General features: G+C 42.2%; 20 protein-coding genes. 6 read left to right on the top strand and 14 right to left on the bottom strand.

Annotated features, from left to right (window positions below):
- Positions 1-124 precede the first annotated feature (124 nt).
- The 4 genes from AWW72_RS13585 to AWW72_RS13570 form a co-directional block, all read right to left on the bottom strand.
- The gene (locus AWW72_RS13585; RefSeq protein WP_062847683.1) at positions 125-994 is read right to left on the bottom strand and encodes an isochorismatase; all 870 of its coding nucleotides are present in this window, start codon (positions 992-994) and stop codon (positions 125-127) included.
- 42 nt (positions 995-1,036) lie between these two features.
- Positions 1,037-2,686 (bottom strand): (2,3-dihydroxybenzoyl)adenylate synthase, encoded by a 1,650-nt coding sequence (locus tag AWW72_RS13580; protein ID WP_062847682.1) that lies wholly within the window; start codon positions 2,684-2,686, stop codon positions 1,037-1,039.
- A gap of 1 nt (position 2,687) precedes the next feature.
- Positions 2,688-3,920: an isochorismate synthase gene (locus AWW72_RS13575; RefSeq protein ID WP_062847681.1), complete on the bottom strand. Its 1,233-nt coding sequence runs from the start codon at positions 3,918-3,920 to the stop codon at positions 2,688-2,690.
- Positions 3,921-3,981: 61 nt separating this feature from the next.
- Positions 3,982-4,752, bottom strand: coding sequence for an SDR family oxidoreductase (locus AWW72_RS13570; RefSeq protein WP_062847726.1), 771 nt, complete (start codon positions 4,750-4,752; stop codon positions 3,982-3,984).
- A 271-nt stretch (positions 4,753-5,023) separates the two neighbouring features.
- On the opposite strand from AWW72_RS13570, the gene fes reads away from it, so the two are divergent.
- The 4 genes from fes to entS are packed head-to-tail and all read left to right on the top strand — an operon-like array spanning position 5,024 to position 14,881.
- Positions 5,024-6,217 (top strand): enterochelin esterase, encoded by a 1,194-nt coding sequence (gene fes, locus AWW72_RS13565; protein ID WP_062847680.1) that lies wholly within the window; start codon positions 5,024-5,026, stop codon positions 6,215-6,217.
- A 31-nt stretch (positions 6,218-6,248) separates the two neighbouring features.
- On the top strand, positions 6,249-6,464 hold the full coding sequence (locus tag AWW72_RS13560) for an MbtH family protein (RefSeq protein ID WP_062847679.1): 216 nt from the start codon (positions 6,249-6,251) through the stop codon (positions 6,462-6,464).
- A gap of 13 nt (positions 6,465-6,477) precedes the next feature.
- The gene (locus AWW72_RS13555; RefSeq protein ID WP_062847678.1) at positions 6,478-13,641 is read left to right on the top strand and encodes a non-ribosomal peptide synthetase; all 7,164 of its coding nucleotides are present in this window, start codon (positions 6,478-6,480) and stop codon (positions 13,639-13,641) included.
- Complete coding sequence (entS, locus tag AWW72_RS13550; protein WP_005257602.1) at positions 13,631-14,881, top strand: enterobactin transporter EntS; 1,251 nt, start codon at positions 13,631-13,633, stop codon at positions 14,879-14,881. Before AWW72_RS13555 ends, entS begins: the two co-directional genes overlap by 11 nt.
- A 62-nt stretch (positions 14,882-14,943) precedes the next feature.
- Here the strand turns inward: entS and AWW72_RS13545 are convergent, their stop codons facing one another.
- From AWW72_RS13545 to gltS, 5 genes are all read right to left on the bottom strand, one after another.
- On the bottom strand, positions 14,944-15,666 hold the full coding sequence (locus AWW72_RS13545) for a 4'-phosphopantetheinyl transferase family protein (RefSeq protein WP_062847677.1): 723 nt from the start codon (positions 15,664-15,666) through the stop codon (positions 14,944-14,946).
- A 100-nt stretch (positions 15,667-15,766) separates the two neighbouring features.
- On the bottom strand, positions 15,767-16,651 hold the full coding sequence (yddG, locus tag AWW72_RS13540; protein WP_062847676.1) for an aromatic amino acid DMT transporter YddG: 885 nt from the start codon (positions 16,649-16,651) through the stop codon (positions 15,767-15,769).
- Positions 16,652-16,811: 160 nt separating this feature from the next.
- Entirely contained in the window at positions 16,812-17,612 is an 801-nt protein-coding gene (locus tag AWW72_RS13535) for an SDR family NAD(P)-dependent oxidoreductase (RefSeq protein WP_062847675.1), read from the bottom strand.
- 157 nt (positions 17,613-17,769) lie between these two features.
- The gene (locus tag AWW72_RS13530) at positions 17,770-18,933 is read right to left on the bottom strand and encodes a zinc-dependent alcohol dehydrogenase (RefSeq protein ID WP_062847674.1); all 1,164 of its coding nucleotides are present in this window, start codon (positions 18,931-18,933) and stop codon (positions 17,770-17,772) included.
- A gap of 270 nt (positions 18,934-19,203) precedes the next feature.
- Positions 19,204-20,424 carry a sodium/glutamate symporter gene (gene gltS, locus AWW72_RS13525; RefSeq protein ID WP_062847673.1) on the bottom strand — a complete coding sequence of 407 codons (1,221 nt, stop codon included), beginning with the start codon at positions 20,422-20,424 and terminating at the stop codon, positions 19,204-19,206.
- A 458-nt stretch (positions 20,425-20,882) separates the two neighbouring features.
- Between gltS and AWW72_RS13520 the strand changes: the two genes are divergently transcribed.
- Together AWW72_RS13520 and AWW72_RS13515 are read left to right on the top strand one after the other, a co-directional pair.
- A complete protein-coding gene (locus AWW72_RS13520) occupies positions 20,883-21,518 on the top strand; it encodes an SOS response-associated peptidase (RefSeq protein ID WP_062847672.1) in 636 nt (211 codons plus the stop codon).
- 540 nt (positions 21,519-22,058) lie between these two features.
- Positions 22,059-22,397: a hypothetical protein gene (locus tag AWW72_RS13515; protein WP_062847671.1), complete on the top strand. Its 339-nt coding sequence runs from the start codon at positions 22,059-22,061 to the stop codon at positions 22,395-22,397.
- Here AWW72_RS13515 and AWW72_RS13510 read toward each other — a convergent pair.
- From AWW72_RS13510 to AWW72_RS13490, 5 genes are all read right to left on the bottom strand, one after another.
- A complete protein-coding gene (locus AWW72_RS13510; protein WP_004772199.1) occupies positions 22,384-22,854 on the bottom strand; it encodes a BLUF domain-containing protein in 471 nt (156 codons plus the stop codon). The two genes, AWW72_RS13515 and AWW72_RS13510, sit on opposite strands and share 14 nt — an antisense overlap.
- A 143-nt stretch (positions 22,855-22,997) precedes the next feature.
- The gene (locus tag AWW72_RS13505) at positions 22,998-23,642 is read right to left on the bottom strand and encodes a glycosyltransferase family 2 protein (RefSeq protein ID WP_062847670.1); all 645 of its coding nucleotides are present in this window, start codon (positions 23,640-23,642) and stop codon (positions 22,998-23,000) included.
- Positions 23,639-24,238, bottom strand: a complete 600-nt coding sequence (locus AWW72_RS13500; RefSeq protein WP_062847669.1) for a class I SAM-dependent methyltransferase — start codon at positions 24,236-24,238, stop codon at positions 23,639-23,641. Before AWW72_RS13500 ends, AWW72_RS13505 begins: the two co-directional genes overlap by 4 nt.
- A complete protein-coding gene (locus AWW72_RS13495) occupies positions 24,231-25,007 on the bottom strand; it encodes a PIG-L deacetylase family protein (RefSeq protein WP_062847668.1) in 777 nt (258 codons plus the stop codon). Before AWW72_RS13495 ends, AWW72_RS13500 begins: the two co-directional genes overlap by 8 nt.
- A partial coding sequence (locus AWW72_RS13490; protein WP_502686080.1) for an acyl-CoA dehydrogenase family protein occupies positions 24,995-26,001 on the bottom strand: 1,007 nt, incomplete at its 5' end. The genes AWW72_RS13495 and AWW72_RS13490, both read right to left, overlap by 13 nt.

The raw sequence follows: 26,001 nt of genomic DNA, 5'->3' as shown, positions 1-26,001 counted from the left end.
TGCTGGATTGAAAGGAAGCATTCTTTTCTATTTCAATCCAGCACAGTGATCAATTCACTGAAAAATTCTAAACAATAAAAAAATGGCAGTTTTAATCTGCCATTTTTTATTGACTTATTTCAGCTTAAGCGACGAGTTTTTCAATCCATACATCTAAGGTTGGTTGTTCGGCAAGATCTTCAAAACTCACTTTTGCGCCGTGTGCCTGCCATTTTCCAACCAGCGTCATTAAACGGACAGAGTCTAAACCGAGCATAAGTAAGTCGTCATGTAGTTCGATTTCATGCACAGGGATTTGTAGCTGCTCACTGACCGCAGCAATAATGCCTTCCTTCGATAAAGCCGTAGCCATGTGCTTGAGATCCCATAAGCGCAGTACCTGATTGGTGGTGATGACCTGACCACAGCGGGTACTGATATATTTCAGTGCCATATCATGCTCAGCACGACTAAAATCCGCCATCGCATCGCCACAGACAAAGGGTTTGATATTGAGCATAAAGGCTTCTGCTGCACTCATGAGACAACCGATATGCGCATAAACACCGCAAATCACCAATTGATCTCGGCCCCATTGTTGCATCAACTGCTCAAATTCAGAAAATTTAAAGGCGCTATAACGCCATTTGGTTAAAACCGTATCTGCATCCGTAGCGGCGACATCAGGATGAATGCGGGTAATTTGCGGATCTGCCTTTAAGCCTGTCCCCCAAAAGTCAGTCAATAACTGACGATGCTCTGGAGTCTGGTCCCCAGGTTGTGCGGTATACACCACAGGAATGTTGAGTTGACGGGCCTGTTCAATTAAGGTCTGTGTATTTTTTAATAATTCAGGAATGGGTGCTTGTTGCTGGTCATAGAAATCTAAGAAATATTGCTGCATATCATGAACCAGTAGAACCGACTGTTTGGCATCTAACTGCCAATGGGTTTTATTTTCAGTGAACTCATGGGCTTGAGGCATGGCATAACTGGCAATTTTAGGAATACTCATTACTTATTTCTCATCTTTTATAAATGACTTGGGGTGAAAAAATTAAACGGTTTCGGTTTGGAGATGCTGACGAAGCACTTTTTTATCGATTTTGCCAAAGGCGGTATAAGGAAACTGCTCGATAAAGTCGATTCGGTCAGGGATCTTATAGGTCGCTAAACCATAGTCTTTTAAATATTGACGTAGCTGCATACCACGGCGGATCGCGCTTGGATCGTTGTCCTGTGTTTGCCATGCAATAAAGGCACAGCTTTTTTCGCCCAACATCTCGTCAGGCATCGCCACCAGCGCAGCTAGACGGACTTGAGGATGAGTGACCAATGCTTGTTCCACTTCTTCAGTTGCGATTTTTTCGCCGCCACGATTAATTTGTTCTTTTGAACGGCCTTCCACAACGATACAGCCGTCAGCCCGAATACGAACCAGATCACCTGTGCGGTAGAAACCATCGGGGGTAAACGAACGTGCATTATGTTCAGGGGCCTTGTAATAACCCCGAATGGTATATGGGCCGCGTGTGAGCAAATGCCCAATTTCGCCTGCTGCAACAGGTTGATCATGCTCATCAAGCACTAAGATTTCATCGTCGGCTGAGATCTTTAAGCCTTGGGTATGAATAATCTGTTCGGCCGACATATCAAAATGGGTGTAATTCACCAACCCTTCTGCCATACCAAACACTTGTTGCAATCTCACCTGAAAATCATCAATCAACCTGCTGGCAACCGTATCGGGTAAGCGCGCACCACCAACTTGCAAACAGCGTAAGGTGGACAAGATATCATCCTGATCTTTTTCAGCTTTATCCATCCACGGACGAACCAGAGCAGGTACCAGACAGGCGTCAGTTACGCTATGTTTACGTATCAAGGCAAAAGCGGTTTCAGGGCTTGGATCGCTACCAAGTACGACTGCACCTCCCGCATAGAAAATACCTAATGCACCTGCTGAGCTCATAGAAAAGTTATGAGCTGCGGGTAACACCATTAACAGACGGGAGCTTTGCTCAAGGCGACAGATTTTGGCACTTTCTCGCACACTATATAAATAGTCATCATGTGTGCGGGGAATCAATTTAGGAATGCCTGTACTGCCGCCTGAGAGTTGCAAAAAGGCCACTTGATCTGCACTGCTTGGGTGTATTGCCTGTTCCAAAATATCAGTTTTATGCAACAGCGCCGCAAGATCAGAAAACTCGGCTGCATCACCTAAAACAAAAATATGCTGTAACGCTGGATTGGCTTGCTGGCATTTACGTGCCAATTCACGGTAGTCAAACTTTTGTGCCCCGAAATCAGCACAGAAATAAGCGCTTGCCTGAGTCTGCTGAAAAAAGCTATTCAGCTCAGCATGTCTATGTGCAGGTAATGACATAATAGGCAATGCACCTAAACGGATCAGGGCAAAAAACACCACATAGAACTGGTAACAGTTAGGCATTTGTACCACAGCTTTATCACCTGCACGTAAACCCTGTTGATAGAGGTTATTGGCACAAAAACTGACAAGCTGGTTAAATTGTTGATAATTAAGCGCTATGTCTGCATCGAAGATGGCAATATTCTCAGGGAACTGTTGTGCAGATTGCTGTAAAAAATCACTGAGATTCTGTCCGATCCAGTAGCCCTTTTCGCGATAGCGTGTCGCAAATGCCTCAGAATAAGGCACTGCGCCTTCTAGATAATTTTGCATATTATTTTACCTTCCCCATGATGTGTTCTGATGAAAACCCAAAACCATCTAATACAGTTCTAAATTTGGCCGCAGTTTCTGCATGCTCCGCACTTGGATCAGATGCAGCAACAATGCCTGCTCCTGCAAATAGGCGGGCGATATTGTGCTGGACACGTGCACAACGAACAGTAACAGACCATTCGCCATTGCCTTGGGCATCTGCCCAACCCATCGTTCCGGCAAAAAGTTCCCGATTAAAAGGTTCCAGTTGCTCAATCAAACCTTTCGCTACAGCTGTTGGCTGCCCACAGATCGCAGGTGTTGGATGCAGTTTTTCAACCAAATCGAAAACGTGAATGTCTTTGTTTTTCAATTCACCTTCAATACGGCTGGCTAGATGCCATAAACGTTGGGTTCTAATGAGTGAAGGTTGTTTTGGAATATGTAGTTTTTTACAGAAAGGACTTAATTGATCTGCGATCATTTCGATCACAACCGCATGTTCATGCTGATCTTTTGCGGAAGCCAATAATTGTTGTGCATTGTGCTGATCCTGAATCGGATCTGTATCTCGTGCCAAAGTACCAGCGACGGGTTTACTCCAGACCTGAGTCCCCTGTTTAGCGACCAAAAGTTCAGGACTTGCACCAACAAACCAGCCTTCATGTGCCGCATCGCGGGCAACTGCATAGTTATAGCCTTCGGGATTATCTTGACTTAAATGATAAAAGAGCTGGGAGATATCAATGTCATCAGACAGTTCTAATTCTAAAATTCTGGCAAGTACGGCTTTATTCAATTCACCTTGCTGCATTTTATGCACCAGTTCAGCGACTTGAGTTTGATATTGCTCACCAGAAGGAATAAAGCGGGCCTGTTCTATCGTACTTGTCGTTATTTCTCGATGAGATGAGGTGTAAAGTAGCTTTTGATAAAATTTCACCTCATCCATTAGCATGAGATTGACATCTTGCGCGTTGGAAAATGGAATCCCGCCAAGAATCTTCGCCTGTGGATGGCCTTGTTGAATCACCTGATTCAGTTGAGAGCGTGCCTGTTTTAACCAGTCAGATAAATGACTGTCTGGCGCAATATCAATATCCTGCAATTTATGCTGGCTTTTCAGGACATAGTCTGGCGTTGTAAAGTAGAAACCCGCATCGCGATCACATTGCAAGATTTCGTGGGCGAATGCCACCCGACTTTCGGTATAGTTTTCTTTTTGAATAAAATAGGGATGTTGTATAGACATTGACTATACTCCTTTTACGACATCTTATTTTTAAGTTTTAAAGTGTTAAGAATTTATGTTTTTACACGCCTAGCGTGGCGCCGCCGTCAACGACAATTTCCTGCATGGTAATTTGCGCAGCTTGATCTGAAAGTAGAAAGACCACCACATTGGCAATATCTTCAGGTTCTGCAAGTTTCTGAAGTGGAATCCCCGTCCTGTATTGGGACAGATCACCATTGACCACCGCCGCGGGAGGCTGATCCGTTGTCCATAATTGTTTTTGCATGTGGGTCAAGGTTGAACCAGGGGACACGATATTCACGCGGACATGATGTTGTGCTGTTTCTAATGCCAGATTGCGACAATAATGACTTAAAGCAGCCTTGCTCGTGGCATACATCCCCAGTTGTATACGTGGCATACGGGCACTATTGGAACTGACCGTAACAATACTCCCCTGTTTTTTGGCACATAAATATTGGGCCACTTGCTGACTGATCGCAATCGGTGCGAGCAGATTCACGGCGAATGTGCGTTGCCAGTCCTCATTTTTTGCATCGAGCAACGAGGTCATGATTAAAATTCCTGCGGCATTTACCAGTCCAACAACGTTGTACTGCGCCAGAATTTCTTCAATCACTTTTTTTGTCTCGGCTTCGTCGGTGATATCCAGTTGAATACCGTTCCATCGTGAAGCGAGTTCGACTGTTAGGTTTTGGGTAATTTCCCAGTGTTCGGGCTGTGCTTGCTGATCAAGGCCAATGACGGTAAAACCTTGCTGCAACAATCGAGATGAAATTGCTGCACCAATGCCTCTGGCTGCTCCCGTTACAATGACGGTAGAGCTCATATGAATACTCCAAATTTGCGACCAATTTTTTGATCGCCGAACATAATTGCAAATAATTATCATTACAATCAAGCTGGCAATTTTCACTTTTTTATCAAATAAGAAAAAAATGGTTGTTTTTAAAGCTAATTTCTTTCTTAAATTATTGTTTTTTATCATTAAGATAAATTGGTGTGTTTTTTTATTGAATATAATGATAATTATTTGCATTTACAAATGAGAATCATTCTATTATTGTTAGGCCGCTTTCTAGTCGATATATGGACTTAAGATGAAGCCAAATTACTTTCCAATTCATCCAATATTCCAACAAAAAAACTTAGGTTCTGACATCTGGTGGAATTCAGTCGAACACATCGGTACCCCTCTTGTTATTGAAGATAACCAGCAGTTGCACTGTACTTTTTTATGGCGTCGTCAGTCAGAAACTGAATCGACCTATATTGATGTGTATTCGCAAAGCCCTTCCATTTATCAACAATGGAATGCATTCCAGCAGATTGAAAATACAGATATTTCCTTTTTTGAAATAACACTGCCTGTAAATTGGTCTGGTAGTTATGTATTGGTGACGACCCTAGATATTGCGCCTGAAACGTCAGAGGCACAGCTTCGTCGCAAATGGTGGATCAACCAGCTCCAGCATTATGTACAGGTGGATCGCCTCAATCCTTACCCACCCTATCCAGCGCAAGTTTCGCGTTGGGTCAATCAATTGCATCTGGGGCAGCTACAGGATTCTCAGCAAGCAAACTTGTCTCCCGTTTATGAGTCGATTGAATGGAACAGTCAGCATCTGGCAACAACCTATCCCGTGGACTTTTACCAGACTGCGCCGCTGACAGAGAACAGCCCATTGGTGATTCTTCTGGATGGACAAATCTGGAGTCAGTATCTACCGATTTTACAAGACATCCAGTCTCGTACCGATCAGGGCCAGATGGATGCGGCAAGTTATGTATTTTTACACAGTATCAATAGTGAACAACGTTGTCTCGACTATGGCTGTCGTGACCTGTTTTCACAGGCAATTGTTGAAGAGCTGATTCCGTTTATTCAGCAAAACTTCTCTTTATCCCCATCCACTCCCGTATTTTTATGCGGTCAAAGTCTAGGTGGTTTATGCGCTCTGCATTCACTTTTACTTTATCCCACCGCTTTTCAGGGTCTGATTTTGCAATCAGGCTCGTACTGGTGGTCCGATTATTCAAACAGTGATTTTTTAAATGGTCATACACAACGCTTTTTAGAGGTGATCGAACACTATCTGCAACCGATTCCCAACGATACTCAAATCTTCATCCGTACTGGCGCTTATGAAACAGATATGCGTGAAGACAGCCAATTACTTTACGCGACCTTAAGTTCAGTACGACCTACCCAGATCCACACCTTTGCAGGTGGCCATGACGCAATCAATTGGAAATATGATCTGGTCGACACGCTGCAAACCCTAATTTCTTAAAAAAACCTTGAATTTTCAAAGGAAAAACATGATGAGTACTTTACAAGAAAATTATATCAATCCATTTGATAACGAAAACCTATCCTTCTTCGTGCTTAAAAATATAAAAGGTGAATTCAGCTTATGGCCTGAGTTTCATACCTTACCTGCTGGTTGGGAGGTGCAATTAGGACCAACCACGCGTTCTGAGTGTATTGGCTATGTCGAGCAGCATTGGAAAGCAATTAATCCATTCCAAGTGGCTTAATGGAGTTATCGATATGAACCAAGCATTACATAATGAATTTATTCAGGAACCGACACAGCCTGTACGCTTAAATCTGCTTTCAACTCAACAAGGGATTTTCCTTGCAGATCATTTAAGTGCGATTGAAGACTTATATACCATTGCGCATTGTCTGGAATTACCAAAAACACTGGATCTGGCAACGTTCAAGCAAGCCATCCAGCTGGGTTTGAGTGAAGCAGATACGGTCACGGCGGAGTATTCCTGCAATCCTGCGGAACCATTTTTACAGCTTAAAAATCAGGTTGAAATTCCAATTGAAGAATTTGATTTTTGTCATCTTCCACCAGAGCAGGCACAAAAACGCTTATGGGATTGGATGCCAACCGACCGTCAATATGCCAAGTCATTAAAAAACAACGACAGCAATCTTTATCGTCAGGTGCTGTTTGTTTGCCACGATAAAGTCTATTGGTATCAACGCTATCATCACATCATGCTAGATGGTTTTAGTATCATTAATCTGACCAAGCGCATTGTTGAGATTTATCAGCAGCTTCAAAAGGATGAACTGAAGGCCTCACCTTTTATTACTGTGAAAGATGTGATTGCAGAAAGACAAGCCTATGAGGCCAGTCCAAAGTTTCAGGAAGATCAGGCTTTCTGGAAAAATTATTGTCAAGACCTTGCTTCACCAGTCACCTTAAGTACTCATCATCTTGCGGCAAAAACAACAGCCCGATTTATTAAACATCAGTTGCATTTCTCTCAAGGAATTCTTGCACAAATTCAGGCTTTGGCTTCGGCTGCCAAACTGGCTTTGCCTGACATGATGATGGCGCTGTCGCTACATTATCTTTATAAAATGACCGACAAGTCTGAACTGGTTATGGGCGTTCCATTCATGCGCCGTCTGGGTTCCAAAGCCATTCGTGCCTTATTACCTACAGTGAATGTTCTGCCTGTTCAATTTCAGGTAAATCCGCAGCATAGCTGGATCAGTCTGGCACAGCATGTTCAGGCGCAGTTGGCACAAATTCGCCCGCACCAAAAATATGATGCAGAACAGATTTTACGTGACTTAAATTCGATTGATGCTCATGAGCGTATTTATGGCCCTATCCTGAATTATAAAGCGTTCGATCAGGATCTGGTGATTGATGATCAGGCCGTGAAAACCCATCATATTTCCACGGGGCCAATCGATGATTTTGAATTTTCGTTTATTGTTCAAAATCAGGAATTGATGATTGAGCTGCGAGCCGATGCAGCCCGCTACACGCAAGATGAATTGTTAATGCATAGTCAGCGTTTGACTTTATTGCTTGAACAATGTCTTGCCCGACCTGAGCAAAGCTGTGCGCCATTTAGAATCACGACTACCCCAGAACAGCATCTTCTTGCTCAAGCGGGTACGGGGCCACGAGTTGCGCATCCTGAAGGTTATAACAATGTACTGGATATTTTTTATGAACAGGCCAGCAAATATCCAGACCGAATTGCGATTCTGAGCGGTGAACGCGAATCATTGTATCAGCTCACTTTTGCTGAATTAAAAGCACAAATCAACCAGTTTACCCGTTTCTTACAAGCTCACGGCGCCAAGAAAAATACCGTGATTGCGGGGGCGATTCCGCGCTCAGCAGAATCTGTAGTGATGATGTTATCCGTACTGAATTCGGGTGCAAGTTTCTTACCACTGGATCTCGACTATCCCGTTGATCGTATGCAAATGATGTGTGAGGATGCGAATCCCCTCTTCGTTTTAACCACACAGGCACTCTCAAATCAGTTGCCACAAGCTTTGCAGCAAATTCATCTGGATGATGAAGCTATTCGAGCGAAAATTCGTGCGCAGGATGCAGCAGATATTCCGGCAGAGCAGCGACGTTTTGATTTTCAGGATGTGGCCTATGTCATTTTCACATCAGGAAGTACAGGACGACCTAAAGGTGTAATGAATACCCATGGTTCTTTGCTCAATCTGATTCTTGTACATCAACATACGATCTATTTCCCTGTGCTGGAAGCGGTACAACAACGTTTCCCTGATCGACCACTCAGAGCGGCTCATACGCATTCGTTCTCATTCGATTCTTCATGGTTACAGGTCTTCTGGTTAATTTGGGGCCAAGAGCTACATATTTTTGATGAGAATATGCGCCGTGATGCGTATGGGCTGGTACAGGAAATTCAGCAGCGTCAAATTGATACACTTGATTTACCGCCATCTTTCTGTGCCCAGATGATCAGTAATGGACTATTTGAGCAAGGTCAGCATCATCCAAGCCTGATTTTGATTGGTGGTGAAGCTGCACCATTGGCTTTATGGCAACAATTAAATGCACAGCCTGATTTATTTGCGCATAACTTATATGGGCCAACCGAATATACCGTTGATACGTTCCGTGCAGAGTTAAAATTGACGGAACGTCCTGTGATTGCCAATCCCATAGGCAATACACAGGCTTATGTGCTGGATCAGAATTTGCAACGTTGCCCGGTTGGCGTTATTGGTGAGTTATATATTTCAGGTTTTGGTATTGCCAATGGTTATCTGGGACGAGCGGATTTAAGTTCAACCCGTTTTATTGCCAATCCATTTGAATACGGACAGCGTATGTATCGTACGGGTGATCTGGTGCGCTGGAATATGGCAGGCAAACTTGAATTTATGGGACGTTGCGATGATCAGATCAAGATTCGTGGTTATCGTGTTGAAATTGGTGAAGTCGAAAATGCCCTTTCAGTACTGCCAAATATTGAAAGCGTGGTGGTAATTGCAGAACCGATCAATAATAGCCACCGTCTTTTGGGCTATTGTGTGGTGAAAGAGATTCAACTCGATGAAGCAAAAAGCGAGAAACTCAGCCAGCATTACCTCAGTTTATTACGCCAAAACCTGCCTGATTATATGGTGCCTTCGGCCTTGACCGTGATGCAGGAGTTCCCTCGCAATGTCAGTGGTAAAGTCGATAAAAAGGCACTACCACGACCGCAAATCCGCACTCAAAGTCGTGCCGCCCAAACACCAGAACAACTTCTGTTGTGTCAGATTGCGGCTACTGTTTTAAAGCTTGAGCAGATCGGCATTGACGATGATTTCTTTATGACGGGTGGCGACAGTATTTCTGCCATCATGTTATGTACCCAATTGCGTCAACATGGCTATGGTTTAAAACCGAGTGATGTCTTCCAGCTCAAAACCATTGCAACTATGGCCACTCAGCTGGAAGTACTGGATCCTAGAGATGTTGATTACACCATGCAGTCGGTTTTTGATGATCAAATCATTGACAAGGTGCAAGCAGAATATGGACAGGATTCGATTGTTTTACCGCTATTGCCGTTACATAAAGGCATGTTGTTCCATGTGCAGCTTGAACAGCAACAGGCTAGCTATAATGCCTTTACTCGCCTGAGCCTCACGGGTGAAATTGATCTGATCCAGTTACAACAGGCATTGACCAATGTATTAAGAAAACACCCGCAACTGGCAGGCTGTTTTGATAGTACATTGCATGATGAACCAATCTTTGTCTATACGCCGAATCCAACCCGAATCTGGCCTGTAGATGTATATAGCAGTACCCCTGAGACCCTGGAAAAATGCATTGCAGATGTGCTTAAGCAACCGATGCAGTTGCATCAGGCGTATGGACTGATTCGTGCTGTGTTGATCCAGACCTCATCTCAACAATCTGAATTGATTTTGATGGTGCATCATTTGTTGACAGACGGTTGGTCTACCCCGCTGTTTATGCAAGATTTCATTCAAGCTTATCAGAACCCCGAGCAAAGTCTGACGGTTGCCAAACATGCCTATGCCGATGTCATTCTGCAATTGGTACAGCAAGACCATACTCGTTCTAAACAGATCTGGCAGCAGGATTTGGCCGATGCTCAAGCTTTAGTTTTATTTGAACATACCAAGAAACAAAACGTACAGGAAACCCAACATCGCTTAAATGCAAAATTGAGTGCAGCGCTTCAACATAAGCTGCGTCAAACGGGCATTACCTTAAATGTATTTATGCAAATGATCTGGGCAATGTGCTTACAGAGCGATGCGCATCGTGAAGATATCCTGTTTGGTACACCTGTTGCGGGACGTTCTGCACCCGTGAACGGTATCGAGCAGCAAATTGGTCTATTTCTGAATACTATTCCTGTACGTGTCCAACTACAGATGCAACAGAATTTATGGCAGCAATTGCATCATCTGCAACACTTGCATATTCGTCATCTGGAACATGATGGTTTAGGACTCAATGAAATACAGCAGCAGTTGGGTCAAGGCAGTCTATTTGACAGTCTTTTAGTGGTAGAGAATTATCCAGACCATCAATATTTGCAACAACACTTAGGTTCAGCAAAAATTGAAAAGCTGATCAATCGTGGCTATAGCCATTATCCTCTGGCCTTGCTGGTGATTCCTGATCAGGAAATTGAGTTATTACTGGAACAACGTGGTGTGATTGCCCAGCCAGTGCAATTCTTGCAACGTATTGAACAATTGATTCAGACCGCATTGGAACAACCTGAAACGGCATTGCAGCATTATCCATTGCAATTACCTGTTGAACAGCAATTGATTGAGCAGATTAATCAAACTGCACATGATGTTCCGTACACAACCTTGCAGCAATTGTTGCGTACACAGGCATTGCGCCATCTAGATGCCATTGCACTGGTGGATGAAGAACATCAGCTCAGCTTTGCGCAAGTACGTCTGCAAGTTTGTACACTGGCGAAACGATTACAGCAATCTGGTGTTCAGGCTGGTGATATTGTCGCAATCGCTTTACCTCGTTCAGTCAAACTGAGTATTGCGATTCTGGCTGTGATTGAAGCGGGTGCAGCCTACTTGCCGATCGATATTCAGCATCCGACCGAACGTATCAAGTATATGTTGCAAGATGCCAAGCCGCGACTAACCATTACTGCAGCAGACCTGTTAACAGATATAGATACACCGAAACTGAATTTTGAAAGCTTATTTGACGTAGCCGATACCGCACTGACCAATTATAGAATTACATTGGTGAGTCCACAGCAGCCTGCCTATATTATTTATACCTCGGGTACCACTGGTCAGCCCAAAGGTGTGATGGTGTCTCATCAGGCGATTGTGAATCGTATTTTGTGGATGCAACACCAGTATCCATTGGATATCAATGACAGTATCCTGCAAAAAACACCGTGTAGTTTCGATGTTTCCGTGTGGGAGTTTTTCTGGTCTTATCTGGTGGGTGCACGTTTGGTGATGGCACCTGTAGATGCGCATCGTGATCCAATGGCTTTGCTGGATATTATTCAGCAGAACAATATCACGACTTTGCATTTTGTCCCTTCCATGCTGTCTGTATTTGATGAATCGGTCACTGCATTTTTAACGGATGAGCAACGTAAGGCACTGCCATTAAAACGTGTGTTCTGTAGTGGTGAAGCATTGCCGACTACAATGGCGCAGGCCTTTAACCAACATTTCAGTGCTGAATTACATAATCTATATGGCCCAACAGAAGCAGCCGTGGATGTGAGTTATATGGATGCACAACAGGCCCAGTTCACATCTGAAAATAGTATTGCGATTGGCTATCCAGTCTGGAATACCCAACTCTATATTCTGGATCAATATTTACGTCCGCTCCCGATCGGTGCTGAAGGTGAACTGTATTTGGCAGGTGATCAGCTGGCGCTGGGATACTTGCAACGTGCGGATCTGACGGCAACACGTTTTGTGGCGAATCCATTTCAGGCTGGACAACGGATGTACCGTACAGGTGATATTGCCCGCTGGAATATAGATGGCAGTATTCAATATGTAGGCCGTGCAGATGATCAGCTTAAAATCCGTGGACAACGTATTGAATTAGGTGAAATCGAACAACAATTACGTCTGGTCAGTCAAATTGACGAAGTTGTGATTCAGCCAATGTCTGTTTCAGCAGATCAAAATGCGACTGATCTGCAACTGGTTGCTTATCTAAAAACCACACAAAGTGTTGATGCTGGCAGTTTAAAGAAACGTTTAGCGAAACACTTGCCGACTTATATGATTCCAAGCCATTTCATTGCGCTTGAGACTTTGCCTTTAAGCCATAACGGTAAATTAGACCGTAAAGCCTTGCCACGCCCGCAATTGAATCACTCTTCACAGCAGCGATTTGCTTCGAGTGAGACTGAATTAAAACTGGAACGGATTTTCCAGAATATTTTGGGATTAACGCGTCGTATCTATGTCGAGGAAGATTTCTTTGCGTTAGGAGGTCATTCGATTCTTGCCATGAAACTGTCGATTGAAATTAAAAAGGCGTTTGACCGAAGTCTGGCGGTAAATCAAATCATGACGGGTGCCAATATTGAAAAACTGGCTGAGCAAGTGCAACTACAAAATCTAATGAATCAGGCCAATGATGAAGCTGGTTTTGACACGACTTTCATGATCCGTGAGGCAAAAACCAAACCTGTATTTTGTATTTATCCAGGTTCTGGTCTGGCTTGGCAATATAGCGTGCTCAACCGTTATTTACATCCCGATATTAGCCTGATTGGTTTGCAATCCCCTCGTCCGAATGGCGCGCTGGTTTATAGCCAGAGCATGGATGAGTTGATTGATCATCAATTAAAACAGGTACTGGACATACAGTCAGAAGGTCCATTTACCTTCTTGGGATATTCTCTGGGCGGAACGATTGCCTATGGCCTTGCAGATCGTTTGCAACGTTTAGGTCATGAGGTTGCTTTTGTAGGCTTATTAGACACCTATCCTGCGGAAATTCATGAATGGGACATGCAAAATGCCGCTGTGGTAACCGAAGAAGCAGAACAGGAACAAATCCAGTTCTTTAATCAGGTCTTGGATGGTGCTGATGAAGCGCTGAATGAAGAAAAAGACAGTTTGCAGGAATACATTTTTGCGAATTATCGGGATGCTGTGCGTCTGTTAAGCCAACATACAACGACTGCTTACGCGGGCAAGATCCATGTTTTTGTGGCCGAACAATCACTTCCTGCCTATATCCAGCCCCAACAAAACTGGCAACCTCTTGTGAATGAGCTGGAAATTATCCATTTGCCAGAAGCCAGTCACGAAACCTTATTATCGCCTGAACAATTGACCACATTAGGGCCATTGTTAAATGACTATCTCAGTCAAGTCTATCAATTAAAGGATTCAAAGCATGAAGCTTAAAAATATCTTGACTGACTTTAGTCTGCTTAAAGTGAATACACATTTCCGAAATGTTTTTATTGCCCGAACCGTTTCGCTGCTGACGATTGGGATGTTAATTGTTGCGATTCCACAACAAGTCTATCAAATGACGCAGGATGTCTTTCAGGTTGCAATTGTGACTGCTTTTGAAGGCATTGCCATGTTTATCGGTTTGCTGTTGGGTGGTGTACTTTCGGATCGCTATGATCGTAAAAAACTGATTCTATTTGCCCGTTTGGTTTGTGGTTTTGGGTTTATGGGCTTGGCGGTGAATGCCATGCTCGATACACCTTCGCTTTATGCACTTTATTTTTTAAGTGCGTGGGATGGCTTTTTCGGAGCTTTAGGTGTCACGGCAATGATGGCGATTATGCCGATCATTGTTGGGCGTGAGAATATTGTGCAAGCGCGTGCCATCAGTATGGTTTCGGTACGTCTGGCGACAGTAATTTCACCTGCGATTGGTGGAATTGTGATTGCTGCCAGCAGTGTTGCTTGGGCTTACTGGATTGCGACGATTGGCACCTTGTTTACGGTGTTGCTATTACTTGGCCTACCTGTATTAAAACCACAAACTGAAAGTGAAGATGAGCATCCAGTTCAGCAGTTATTACAAGGTTTCAAATTCGTTTTCCAGAATAAAGTAGTAGGTAGCACCATTCTGATTGGTACGATTCTGGGTTTCACTAGCGCCATTCGTATCCTTTTCCCACAGATCGTTGACCAACAATTTGCGGGAGGCGCATTTGAATTGGGCTTGATGTACTCCGCAGTGCCACTAGGCGCAACTTTGGGTGCACTGTTAAGTGGCTGGACTGCAAGTTTAACTCGACCGGGTACAGTCATGATTTATGCCAGTCTTGCTGTTTTTGCCTGTATGTTTTTGATTGGCTTGTCGCCGTGGTTGCTGTTGACCTTGGTGATCTTAAGTGTGTTCGGCTATCTTTCAGCAATCGCCAACCTGTTGCAATACAGCATCGTACAAGGTCATACGCCTGATGAATATTTAGGTCGTATCAATGCCATCTGGCTGGCTCAGGATGCATCTTCTGACTCGATTGCCACCACAATTCTGGGCGCATTGACACGTTTCCTGCCTATCTCAAGCAGTATTTTTATCTTCAGTGGCTTGAGCTTTGCACTTGGGCTGGGTTTTCTGATGAGTGCTGAAAAAATCAGAGACGCAAGTTTTAATGATCCTGACCTGCAACAAAGTTAGAATTTTCTCATACAGATAGATGGCGACTTTGCCATCTATCTGTTTTATCCCTATCTAAGAAATTAATTGCTTTGTACTATGTATGTAATGACATCATCATTATTAAATTGCCAATAACCTTGATATTCAGACTTTAATCCATAGCGCTGTCTAGTTTTTTGATCAAATTTTAAAATAACTGATTGATTTTCCATGTTCATTTCAACCGTTGTTGCTTCTAAGAAATCAATATAGTTTTGAGCAATTGGATAAACGGCTTTGTAGAGACTTTCCTTTAAAGAAAAAATAAGCGTCAGGTATGTACGAAAATTTAAATAGTGCGAGATTTCGGCTTGCCATAATTTTTGTTCGCATGGAGTCAAAATCAGTGCTGCGCTTTCATCGGCAAAACTGGTCTCAACGATTCGTTCTATATCGATACCTAAATATTCAGATTGCGATGAAATCGCGACAATCACCTGCTCATTTGAATGACTGATACTGCCAATAAAGCCTTTAGGCCATTGCGGTAATTTTAGCTGTGTCGAACTAATGCACATTGAGCAATTAAAATATTGTTGCAAGATGGCTTGTGCCAAAATACGTCCTGCAAAAAACTCATTGAGGCGTTTTGCGCTGGCATTTTCTAAGTAACTCGGTCTTTCAAGTGTATAAGAGTGTCGAATCTGGGTGATTATCGAAATCTCTGCACGATAACAAAACGTATTTGCTGTAAGTCGTATCAGTGTTGCATGTTGCAGGCAAGCTGATGCTAGCATTGGTGGAATTTCTAAAAAATAATTCATCAAGTGTTACAGGTATTATTACCTGAACATTATACATAATTAAGAGAATGATTATTATTTGCTAAACTGGTTTTTTTAAAATGTGATTTTTACAGAAATATTATTTCTGTCGCGTAGCCACCCAGCAAAGAACTGAACCAATACAAACCATTGCTGCGCCTTGCCAAAAGGCAATCGAAAGTGATGTTTGTAAAACGATAGCTGCCAGCGCTGCCGAAAAAACAGGGATAAAGTAAGAAGCGCCCGCTAACAGTGTAACATTGCCATGCAAGATCCCGACATTCCATGCGGCATAGCCAAAGCCCATAGCGGCAGCAGCGAGTATAAGATAAACCAGTGCATGCAAATCAAAATGCATCGGTTCAGCACCCATGAATAAATATTTAAGCCATAACGCCACCGCCGTCAGGATAAAGAATAACGTGACACCATTTTTACCATTGGCAATTCTAGCCGTTACTGTGCAATAAGCCGCCCAAATCAATGCACCGATGAAGGCTAGTCCATAACTTAGAGGATTATTTTGAATATTCGCCCACATACTAGTGAGCTCAAGTCCTTGATCCCCTCCAAGTACCCAGCAAATTCCTAAAATAGAAATTATAAAACCGGGAATTACAAGCCAACTTGATTTTTGATGATTAAATAGAATTGCACATACCATGGTCAGTGCTGGCCATAGATAGTTCACCATACCCACTTCAATCGCTTGCTGACTGGTATTGGCATAGCCAATCGATAATGCAAGGCAAAGCTCGTAAGAAACAAAAAGTAAGCTTCCCCAAATCAGATATTGTCGGGGAAATTCACGTAGTTTGGGAAATCCAATGCTCATCAATAAGAACAATGACGCGACACTGTAGATCATGGCAGCTCCGCCCGTCGCCCCAAGATTTTCACTGACGCTTCGAATCAACCCGACAATTGAACTCCATAAGAGCACAGCAATGAGTCCTACTAAGGTTGCATTTCTTTTGGTTATCATCCACTTAATCACTTATCAAGTTTCATATTCTGATCATGAAGAATGAACGATTGATTCTTCACTTGAATATTAGAGTTTATAAGGATTTACTTTTTACCATGACTCGTCTGCTTTGCACAGGAATCATATTGAATTATTTAAAAATTCTATCGGTATGTTGCTATGAGTTTATCGTTGTACCCGCGGTGATATTAATGATGGTAGCGGTCATTGCACTGGCATGATCAGATGCCAGAAATGTCACCGTTTCGGCAATTTGAGCCAGTGTCGGTAATCTTTTTAACATGGTACTTTGCGCAGCTCCATTTAACCATTCATCTAAGCTCAGACCCATGGCTTGTGCTTTTAAGCTAAATAACTCACGAGTATAAGACCCTGCTTGGGCGGCATCCGCAATTGCATGGGAGCGTATACCAAGCACCCGAATATTTTTCGGTCCAAGTTCACAGGCGAGCGCTTTGATAAATGCTTCAGTTCCTGCACATCCAGCGATATGTCCCAAATGACCCGCTATCGCCATTCCTCCCGAAGGTGCAATCACACTAATTATTGCACCTGTAGACTTTGCTCCCATATAAGGTGCCACTGCTTTTGAAATATTAAATTGTGCAGTAAGAAAAGGTGTGATGCCTTGCATAAATTCATGTTGGGTGAGTTCTGAAAGTTCTTTGCCTTGGTTATGCATAAAACTAGTGACATTGATGACTATGTCAATTTCCTCTGTTTGCTCAACCAACTGTTTTATCGCTGTTTGGATGGCTTGTTCATCTAGGACGTCCACAATAAAGGTTTTTACTCGACCTTCTACGTTGTGAATATTTGCTACAACCTGCTCCAGTTTGTCCTGATGACGGGCTCCTAAATAGACGTGTGCGCCTTCTCGGGCCAAAACATCTGCAATTGCATGACCTACTGCACCACTTCCACCAAAAATTACGGCAATTTTATTTTTAACTAACATGAGATATGCCCGAACCTGTATTTTTATTTTTCATTTATTGTACGCTTTTTAGCCATGTTTCGGCGATTTCGAATTCTCTATTTTTTTATTTAAAAGTTGGTTGGAGAATAAAAAAACCTCCAATATAACTTAGAGGTTTTCTACGCTTAATCGGTTTTTAAGGGGTAAGAATGACCTTACGACATTCTTCTTCCCTATTATCGAAAATACGATAACCTTCGGCTGCATCTTCTAATTTCATTCGATGGGTAATGATGGCTTCTGGCGACAACTTACCGTCCTCAATCAATTCTAATAATTGAGGTAAAAATTGATGCACATGCGTTTGTCCCATTTTAAAAGTAAGCCCTTTATCAAAAGCATCGCCAAATAGGAAACCATGAATAGGCCCTGCATATACACCGGGTACACTGACCACTCCACCTCGACGTACCGCCGCGATACATTGACGTAAAACTACACCACTTGAGCCTTCAAGTTTTAGATTCGTCAGCAATGTTTCTATAACACTGCCTTTTGCCTCAAATCCAATGGCATCAATGACCGCATCGACACCACGATAATTGTCTGTGTTCTGGATAATGTATTCGGCAGCATCTACTGCTTCAAAATCAACAGGAATCGCCCCATACGCTTCCGCTGCATATCTCAATCGGTATTGATTATGATCGACAATAAAGATCTTTTCTGCACCGAGCATTTTGGCGCACGCTGCGCTCAGCAAGCCAACAGGCCCTGCACCATAGATTGCCAAAGTTGAACCTTTAGTGACTTTTGCATTGCTTACGGCCTGCCATGCGGTGGGCAAAATATCGGTGAGAAAAAGCACTTTTTCATCTGACAGTGACGTAGGCACTTTAAACGGCCCTTTATTGGCCTTGGGTACACGTACATATTCTGCCTGCCCACCCGGAATGCCACCATAGAGATGGCTATATCCAAACAAGGCAGCGCCTGAAGGAATTTGTTTTTTATTAATAATCGATCCTCGGCCTGTATTGGTGGTTTCACATGCAGCGGTCAGATTTAACTGGCAAAAGAAACACTGTCCACAAGCGATGACAAAAGGCACAATGACCCGATCACCTTTTTTAACCTGTGTGACGGCAGAACCAGTATCTTCAACAATCCCCATAAATTCGTGTCCAAAAATATCACCCTGCTCGGTCTGAGGAATTTTTCCTCGATAGAGATGCAGATCTGAACCGCAAATTGCAGTTGCAGTGACCCGTAAAATGATATCGTCAGCTTCTTGAATAACAGGATCAGCTACCGTTTCAACTCGAACATCTTCAGCACCGTGGTAAGTAAGCGCACGCATGTTTATTCCTTTAATTTTTAATCGTTCATTTGATTATGGGCGGTGTTTCTTTACCGTTTGCAACGTTTGTTTGCGCTCAGGTAAGTCATATTGTGAATATGCAAAAGGAACTAACGCTTTGTAACCAATCATGAAAAATTAAAAAAAAGCTAAAAAAGAATATGTTTAAGAAAATGCAGTGAATAGCAATAAAAAATGCCAGTTGATAAAAACTGGCATTTTCAAAGTGGTAAAGCATTTCAGCTCTTTAATGGATCAAAGCTCTGCACGCTAAAAGAAATTAATAATGGTCTGGATCACAAGCGCATTAATAATATCGACAAAAAATGCCCCAGTCAGTGGAATAATCAAGAAGGCTTTATGTGAAGGCCCATAAGTATTGGTAACTGCCTGAATATTGGCAATTGCTGTTGGCGTTGCACCTAAGTTGACACCACATTGTCCTGCACAAAGTACCGTTGCATCGTAGTTTTTGCCCATAATTTTAAAGGTGACGAAAAACAGGTAAAGCGCCAGAAATAAGGTCTGTGCAATAAGAATAATGACAAGTGGCCCTGCCAGACCAGCAAGCTGCCAGAGCTGTAAAGACATCAATGCCATAGAAAGGAATAAAGCCAAAGACGCGTTACCAAATACGTCAATACAGCGGTCAAATAGCTTGATATTAAACACATATTCCAGCGTATTACGTAAGAACACACCACAGCCTAACGCCCACACAAAGGTCGGTAATTCAAACCAGTGGCCTTTGGCAAAGTCAGTCATAAAATTGGCAAAGAAAATACACAGTGCAAACATCCCCAGTGTTTTTACAGCATCGTCCGCCGTAATCAGTCGGGTTTTTTCTGGATATTCAAATGGCGCTGTTTCATTTGCAGGTGGTGCTTCAGTACGTTGCTGTGTCGGTGCAATTTCTTCGGCCAATTGATAACGTCGAATCAAAAACTTCGCTACTGGGCCACCCATCATGCCGCCGACAACCAAACCGAAGGTTGCGCTGGCCATGCCTAACACTACTGCACTTTGAATGCCATATTCTTCTTCGAATATACTTCCCCATGCACTTGCAGTACCGTGCCCCCCTGTTAAGGTGACTGATCCCGTAATGAGACCAATCAATGGATCAAGCCCTAAAGCGGTTGCCAAACTTATGCCTAAAGCATTTTGTAATAGTACAAAGACAATTACACAGAACATGAAAACAATCAGTGTTTTTCCGCCTTCTTTTAACTTTGACAGGCTGGCACTCAAACCAACCGAAGTAAAAAAGACCAGCATGAAACTGCGTTGAATGTCCGCATTAAAATTCACCGTAATATCAAATTTGGTGAATAGAAAATAAGTGACAATCGCGGCGACAAGTCCACCAATTACAGGTTCAGGCATATTGTAGCGTTTTAATAAACTAACTTTATTAACCAGAAAATAACCAATAAAAAGTACAAAGACTGCAACTACAATCGTACCAAAAATGTCGATATCAAAATTCATTGTTTACCAAATCAAAAAACACTGACGAAAGTCGTTGGTTAAGGGAGACCTTCTTTTGAAGATAAAGCGGGCGATAGTAAAGCAATTAGAAGGATTTGTTTGTTAAGCTTAGTAATTTTTTGCAGGCCTAAACATGTAAAAATCGATATAAATACAAATGGTTAATGTCGGCTCAATTTCCTTTGATCAGAATCTTTTAAATCGAAGTATAAAATTTATGAGTTTGGGTTAATTTCGCCCATTTGATTATCATCCTGAGATAATTTTTTATCTCATCTATTTTTTAAGATATCTTAAATCATCTATCCCTTCAGATCGTGTCATAAGATTTCATTTTCTCTATAAGAATCCCCAGATCAGTAAGTATTGATGCAATCCAAATACAAAAATGCGCTCATCAATAACGTGATTTTGATCAACACTAAAAGAGTGTTTATTGAACGATACGAGGATGGTGTATGTGTGCAAACTATCGACCTATTCAGAAAACTCGGGCTCATTTATTAGATTTGTTTGAACCGACATTTGACTACAAAACGGATATTTATCCTGAAGATCTTAGCCCGATCCTGATCTCACCCGATCAAAAAGTAGAATGGCGTGCCGCCCGTTTTGGTCTTGTGCCTTTTTGGGCCAAGGAGTTAAAGGCAGTTCAGAATGCTTATAATGCACGTGCTGAAACGGTAGCTGGAAAAAATAGTTTCAAACATGCTTGGAACAAAAATCAATTTGCTTTGGTACCTGTCGAAGTAATTTTTGAACCTAAGTATATTGATGGGCAAGCACAGTGGTATGGCATCTATCGTCAGGACAAAAAGCCGTTTACAGTCGCCGCTATATATGAATATGCAAGTGTTGCAGGTCAGGAAATTCTCTCCATGAGTATGCTAACCATCAATGCAGATTCCCACCCTTTAATGAACCAGTTTCATGCGCCTGAACATGAAAAAAGATCAGTCGTTATCATCTCTGAAGGACACCGTCTGGACTGGCTCAATGCAGACCATGTACAGGCAGCCGAAATGATCCTTGAATTTTCTCCAGATGATTTTACTGTTGCACCGAAATCCCAAATTGATCATTTCTATCCATGAATGAATTTCTTATCGTAAAACTTAATTCTTTTCTCATTTTCTTTTTATAGAAAATCGCATCGATAACAGTGCATACCAATTCTAGATAATCAATATTCTTACTTCATTTAAATATTGCTCATTATTATTTCTTTCTCTAATGAAATATCATGTTGCGTTTTGTTAAAAATGTAAATTTAGAGAAATTGTGATTTGAAAATAAGTAATTGTTTTTAAATTAATTTATTTTAAATTCAAATGTAAATTTTGGTCAAAAAACAATCATTTGTAGGCAATCTCTTACAAACGTGTAAGCCAAAAACTTATTCTTCAACTGTTTGATTTCTTTAATAATTAATTCGGTACATTTAAGCGCTCTTTACTATTCAATAGAAAGCTGAATATTAATGAAGAGATCCCGTAAAATAAAAAAGGCATCTTTATTAATATAACAAATCTGAATAATAGAAAAGAATCTCAAATAATGTCTGAATATGTACCATCTTTCCTCTGGTTCCAGAGGAAAGATTTTTAAATTAACTTCAGGATAGGAAATAGAATATGTTTATTGCAAAAAATATCTTTGTCTTTTTACTATCAATGTTAGCGTTGTGCCTACTCATCATCTTCTTCAATTATTTAGGCTTTAACGAAACAGTTAATCTGATACTCTCCGCGACTCTCTTTGGTGTGTTTATTACGTGGTATTTCAAAGGCACAGAATTATGTTTGGCCTTATTTAGTTTCTTCTACTGTGCCATGCTGATTATTAGCCAGAGTATGGAAGTGATCTTGATGTTTATGACTTCTATTGCTGTCTATTTACTCATGGCTAAAGTGTTACCGAAACTCAAAACCGTGAATATCAAGTTACGAGCCAAACAGCTTAGAATGGATTAACGCCACGATTGACCATGCCAACTTTTTTGCCAATGGGAAGCGTTGTCTGTTCTGCAAGTAGCAATTCACTGAGAAAAGCATCTAAACTTGTCTGGTCGAGACAGCTCGGATTAAAGCTATTTTCTCCCAAAGTCAGAAAGAAAGATTCAATATTGGTATTTCGTTGTACATATTTCATTGACCAGCGGTTAAAGCTCGATTGGTCAATGGAGTGTGTATTGAGATGCTTGACATCAAGATGGCGTGAATCAGTTTTTATTTTTTCAAATAAACTTTCAACAATCTGCTGTTCTCCCTCCAAGCACTGAAAAAAGGCATTATCTGCATAGTAGAGGACGCCATAGATACAATGTTGAGTATTGAAATCTCGAGCTTCGGTGAGGATATCGCGTAAATCTTGTAGCAAATCATCGCTATTTTCATTGCGTTTGCTGGCATAACATAATCGTATATTCATAAAGATTTCCGCAAACTCTGAAAGTTATTTTGTTAATTATAATTTTTAAAACTATCATATATTTACAGAATCACGAAAACTTTAATTTTTTATTTTCTCATTTGCTTTTATACCGTTTAATCAACTTTCACCCTAAAAGTACCTTATAGCTGTTTTAAAAAATGTGATAACCCTTGTGGTGCACGTCCATTCAGTCGGCTGCTGGTGGTGACCCGAACCAGATTACTCCAGGTGATTTTGCTGCATTGAGTCATAAATTTTTGAATTAATGACACATCCTCATGACAAGGAATCGGCTCAAAACCTCCTGCCTGAAGATAAGCGTCTACGCTAAAACTTAAATTTGCGCCATGAATATGCTGATGCCCCATACTATCCTGATAATGTGCCAGATATTTTTGCTGTTGCGGTGCTGATAAATGATTTAGATTATCCAGCACTACGATTCCACAGATGGCATCAGTAGGCTGATGTTGCATCTGACACAGTAACCAGTCTGGATCAACAATGGTATCGGCATCAGTACAAGCGACCCATGTCACACCCTGTTGAATCAGATGTCGAATACCTAAATCTCTGGCCTTGCCTACACAAGCATAATTGCATTCAATCCAGTTCACTTGATGTGATTCTACAATCGCACGAGACTGATCCGTACAACTGTCTAGAACCACCAAAATCTTGACCTGTTCATGACCTATATATTGTACAGCCTGTTGAATCGACTGCAAACAGGCAGATAAATGCTGCTCTTCATTATGGGCTGGGATAACAATACCGATGTTCATATTAAACCCTGCTGTTTAGCCAAAGATGAAGGATTTACTGTCCAGATATCAATGATGAAATCTGGATCATTCAGACTTAAATAATGAGTGAAAGGCAAAGATTGTTTTAAATGATCATGTACTTGAAAGGCATTCAGTTCAAAATCCTGAATCGCGTGCCGCCAGTGACAACACAGGATTTCACCTTGTGGCGTTAAACTGTCTTTGAGTTGATCGATAAGTTCATGCAATTCATTGCGAGATAAGTAATAAGCCACTTCACTGATGATAATCAGATCAAATTTCTGTTCAGGAAAATTTTCAGGTATTTTTTGCTGTTGAACATTCACATGGCCCAGATTCTGTAAACGTTGCGAAGCCCAATGGACAGCGTGAGCAGAAAGATCTAGACATAAAAGCTGATCAGCGCGTTGGGCCAGTTCTACACTTAAATGACCATTGGAACAGCCGATTTCCAGCACTGATGAATAGTGCTGTTGAGTGAGTAATGCTAAACAAATCTGCCTTTTACGAGCCTCATACCAATGATGATCGTAACCCCAAGGGTCATTGTTGTGATGATATAAGGCTTCAAAATATTGACTAGAATCATTCACAAAGATAAACCTCCCAAGGCATCAACAAACGTTCGATGATTGCTGGAGATAAAACCGCAGCATTGCCTGTACTTTCATCAGCTTCGATCTGGCTTTTGAACTGCATAATGGCCTGACGTTTTTTGATTAACTGGCTCTGAGTTAAGCTATAAGCTCTGGCCTGTTGCCAGTTGATACGCGGATCTAACGGTCGCGCCCAATGCCATGCCCAGATCAGCACATGTAAATATGATAGGTCATGTGCTAGAGCAAAGGCCTGTACCGTTTTTCCTACCGCTTCATGATCAGGATGTCCATCCTGTGCGTAGCTACAAATCAGAATGTCTTGCGCTTGAACCAGCTGCTCTAATGCTTGCCAGAGTTGCTCTGTATGCAAATGAATCTTTCCATCGGGTAAATTTAAGGCAATACGTTGTGCAAAATCCGAGACCTCTAAACAATGTAATGCCGCCAGACTTTCTTGCGGGCGGATTCGATCTAATTGCTCTGGACTATATTTGCTTGAATGCGGATGGCTTTGGGTACCATTGCTGACGGCAACAATCACTAAGTGACAATTCATACTAATCAACTGTTGCATCAAGCCGCCACAACCGAGTATTTCATCATCTGGATGCGGCGCCACAATCACAATTCGTTTCGATTGAAATTTTTCAAGATTGAGCGGCGATAGCGGTTGTTGCTCAAATGCATGTAGCCATTGTTCTCTAGAAGTACCTTGCCCTTCAATAATGCGATCCTCAACCAAAGGATGTTTTAGAGCTGCCATGCTATTTGCTCCTGTAAACATCGTTCAGCAATTTGCTCATCATCAAATGCCGCATGGCTTTGCCGAATAAATACAGGTAAATCTGCCATCAAATTGGCAAAGGTCGCTTGTTCACAAAAAGGCCGTGCGCCCAGCGCTTTTCCGACTCCTTCAATAACTGCCAAACAGCTTTGTTCTGCCTGTGCACGCAAGATCCGTACATCCCGTTCATGACTGAGCTTGGGTTGGCTATCAATCAGTTGCGCGACGTATTGGAAATATTGTCGGGTCACAGCAAGTTGAGTTGTCAACTGACCTAAATACATTTTCTTAAAAGGATTGGGTGTTTTAAGGCAGCTTTGTTGCAGCTCATCCATTAACCGTACTGCCGCACCATACCAGCAAGCTGCAACGCCCGCAGCACCATGCCAGAAACCAGCCCGATCAAGGTAATCATTGGGACGACCAATACGTTTGACGGCTGTCTCCTGAAAATTGACTCTGGCAGTCTGTGTGCCTTGCATGCCTACGGCTTGCCAGTGAGCCAGATCAATGGTGACCGAGGGTTGGTTGAGATCGAGAATGCAAAGCTGAGATTGCCCCTGTGGATCTTTGAAACTGATTAATGCTTTTTGAATAAATTCAGCGCCTGAACACCACGGTTTAATTCCACAACAAAACTCATTTTCGACCTGTAATGGCGCTGGCCCACCATCGGCCGCCCAAATGGCCCATATTTTCTCATCAATTTCATTTTCATATCCGAGCTCATGCAAAATGCTTAACGCATCACAATGTGATTCAAAAAGCTTGGCTAAACTTAGGTCAAAGCCAGCAATCTGGGCAAAAACTTGCCAGCGCTGATAGGTCTGGCCCGAGGCCGGTTCAGGTAATCGCCCGACAGAATGGATCAACTGTTTAAGCACCAATGGTCGTTGATTTAGCCTCTCTTCAGCTGAGTACTGCTCAAAGCGATTTAAAATGTCAAAAGTTGATCTTTTAATAGATATTCTAC

The organism is Acinetobacter sp. NRRL B-65365, from assembly GCF_001605865.1.
Classification (GTDB): Bacteria; Pseudomonadota; Gammaproteobacteria; order Pseudomonadales; family Moraxellaceae; genus Acinetobacter; species Acinetobacter vivianii.
The sequence above is the reverse complement of the archived record's forward strand: the minus strand, read 5'-3'. Positions and strand labels throughout refer to the sequence as shown.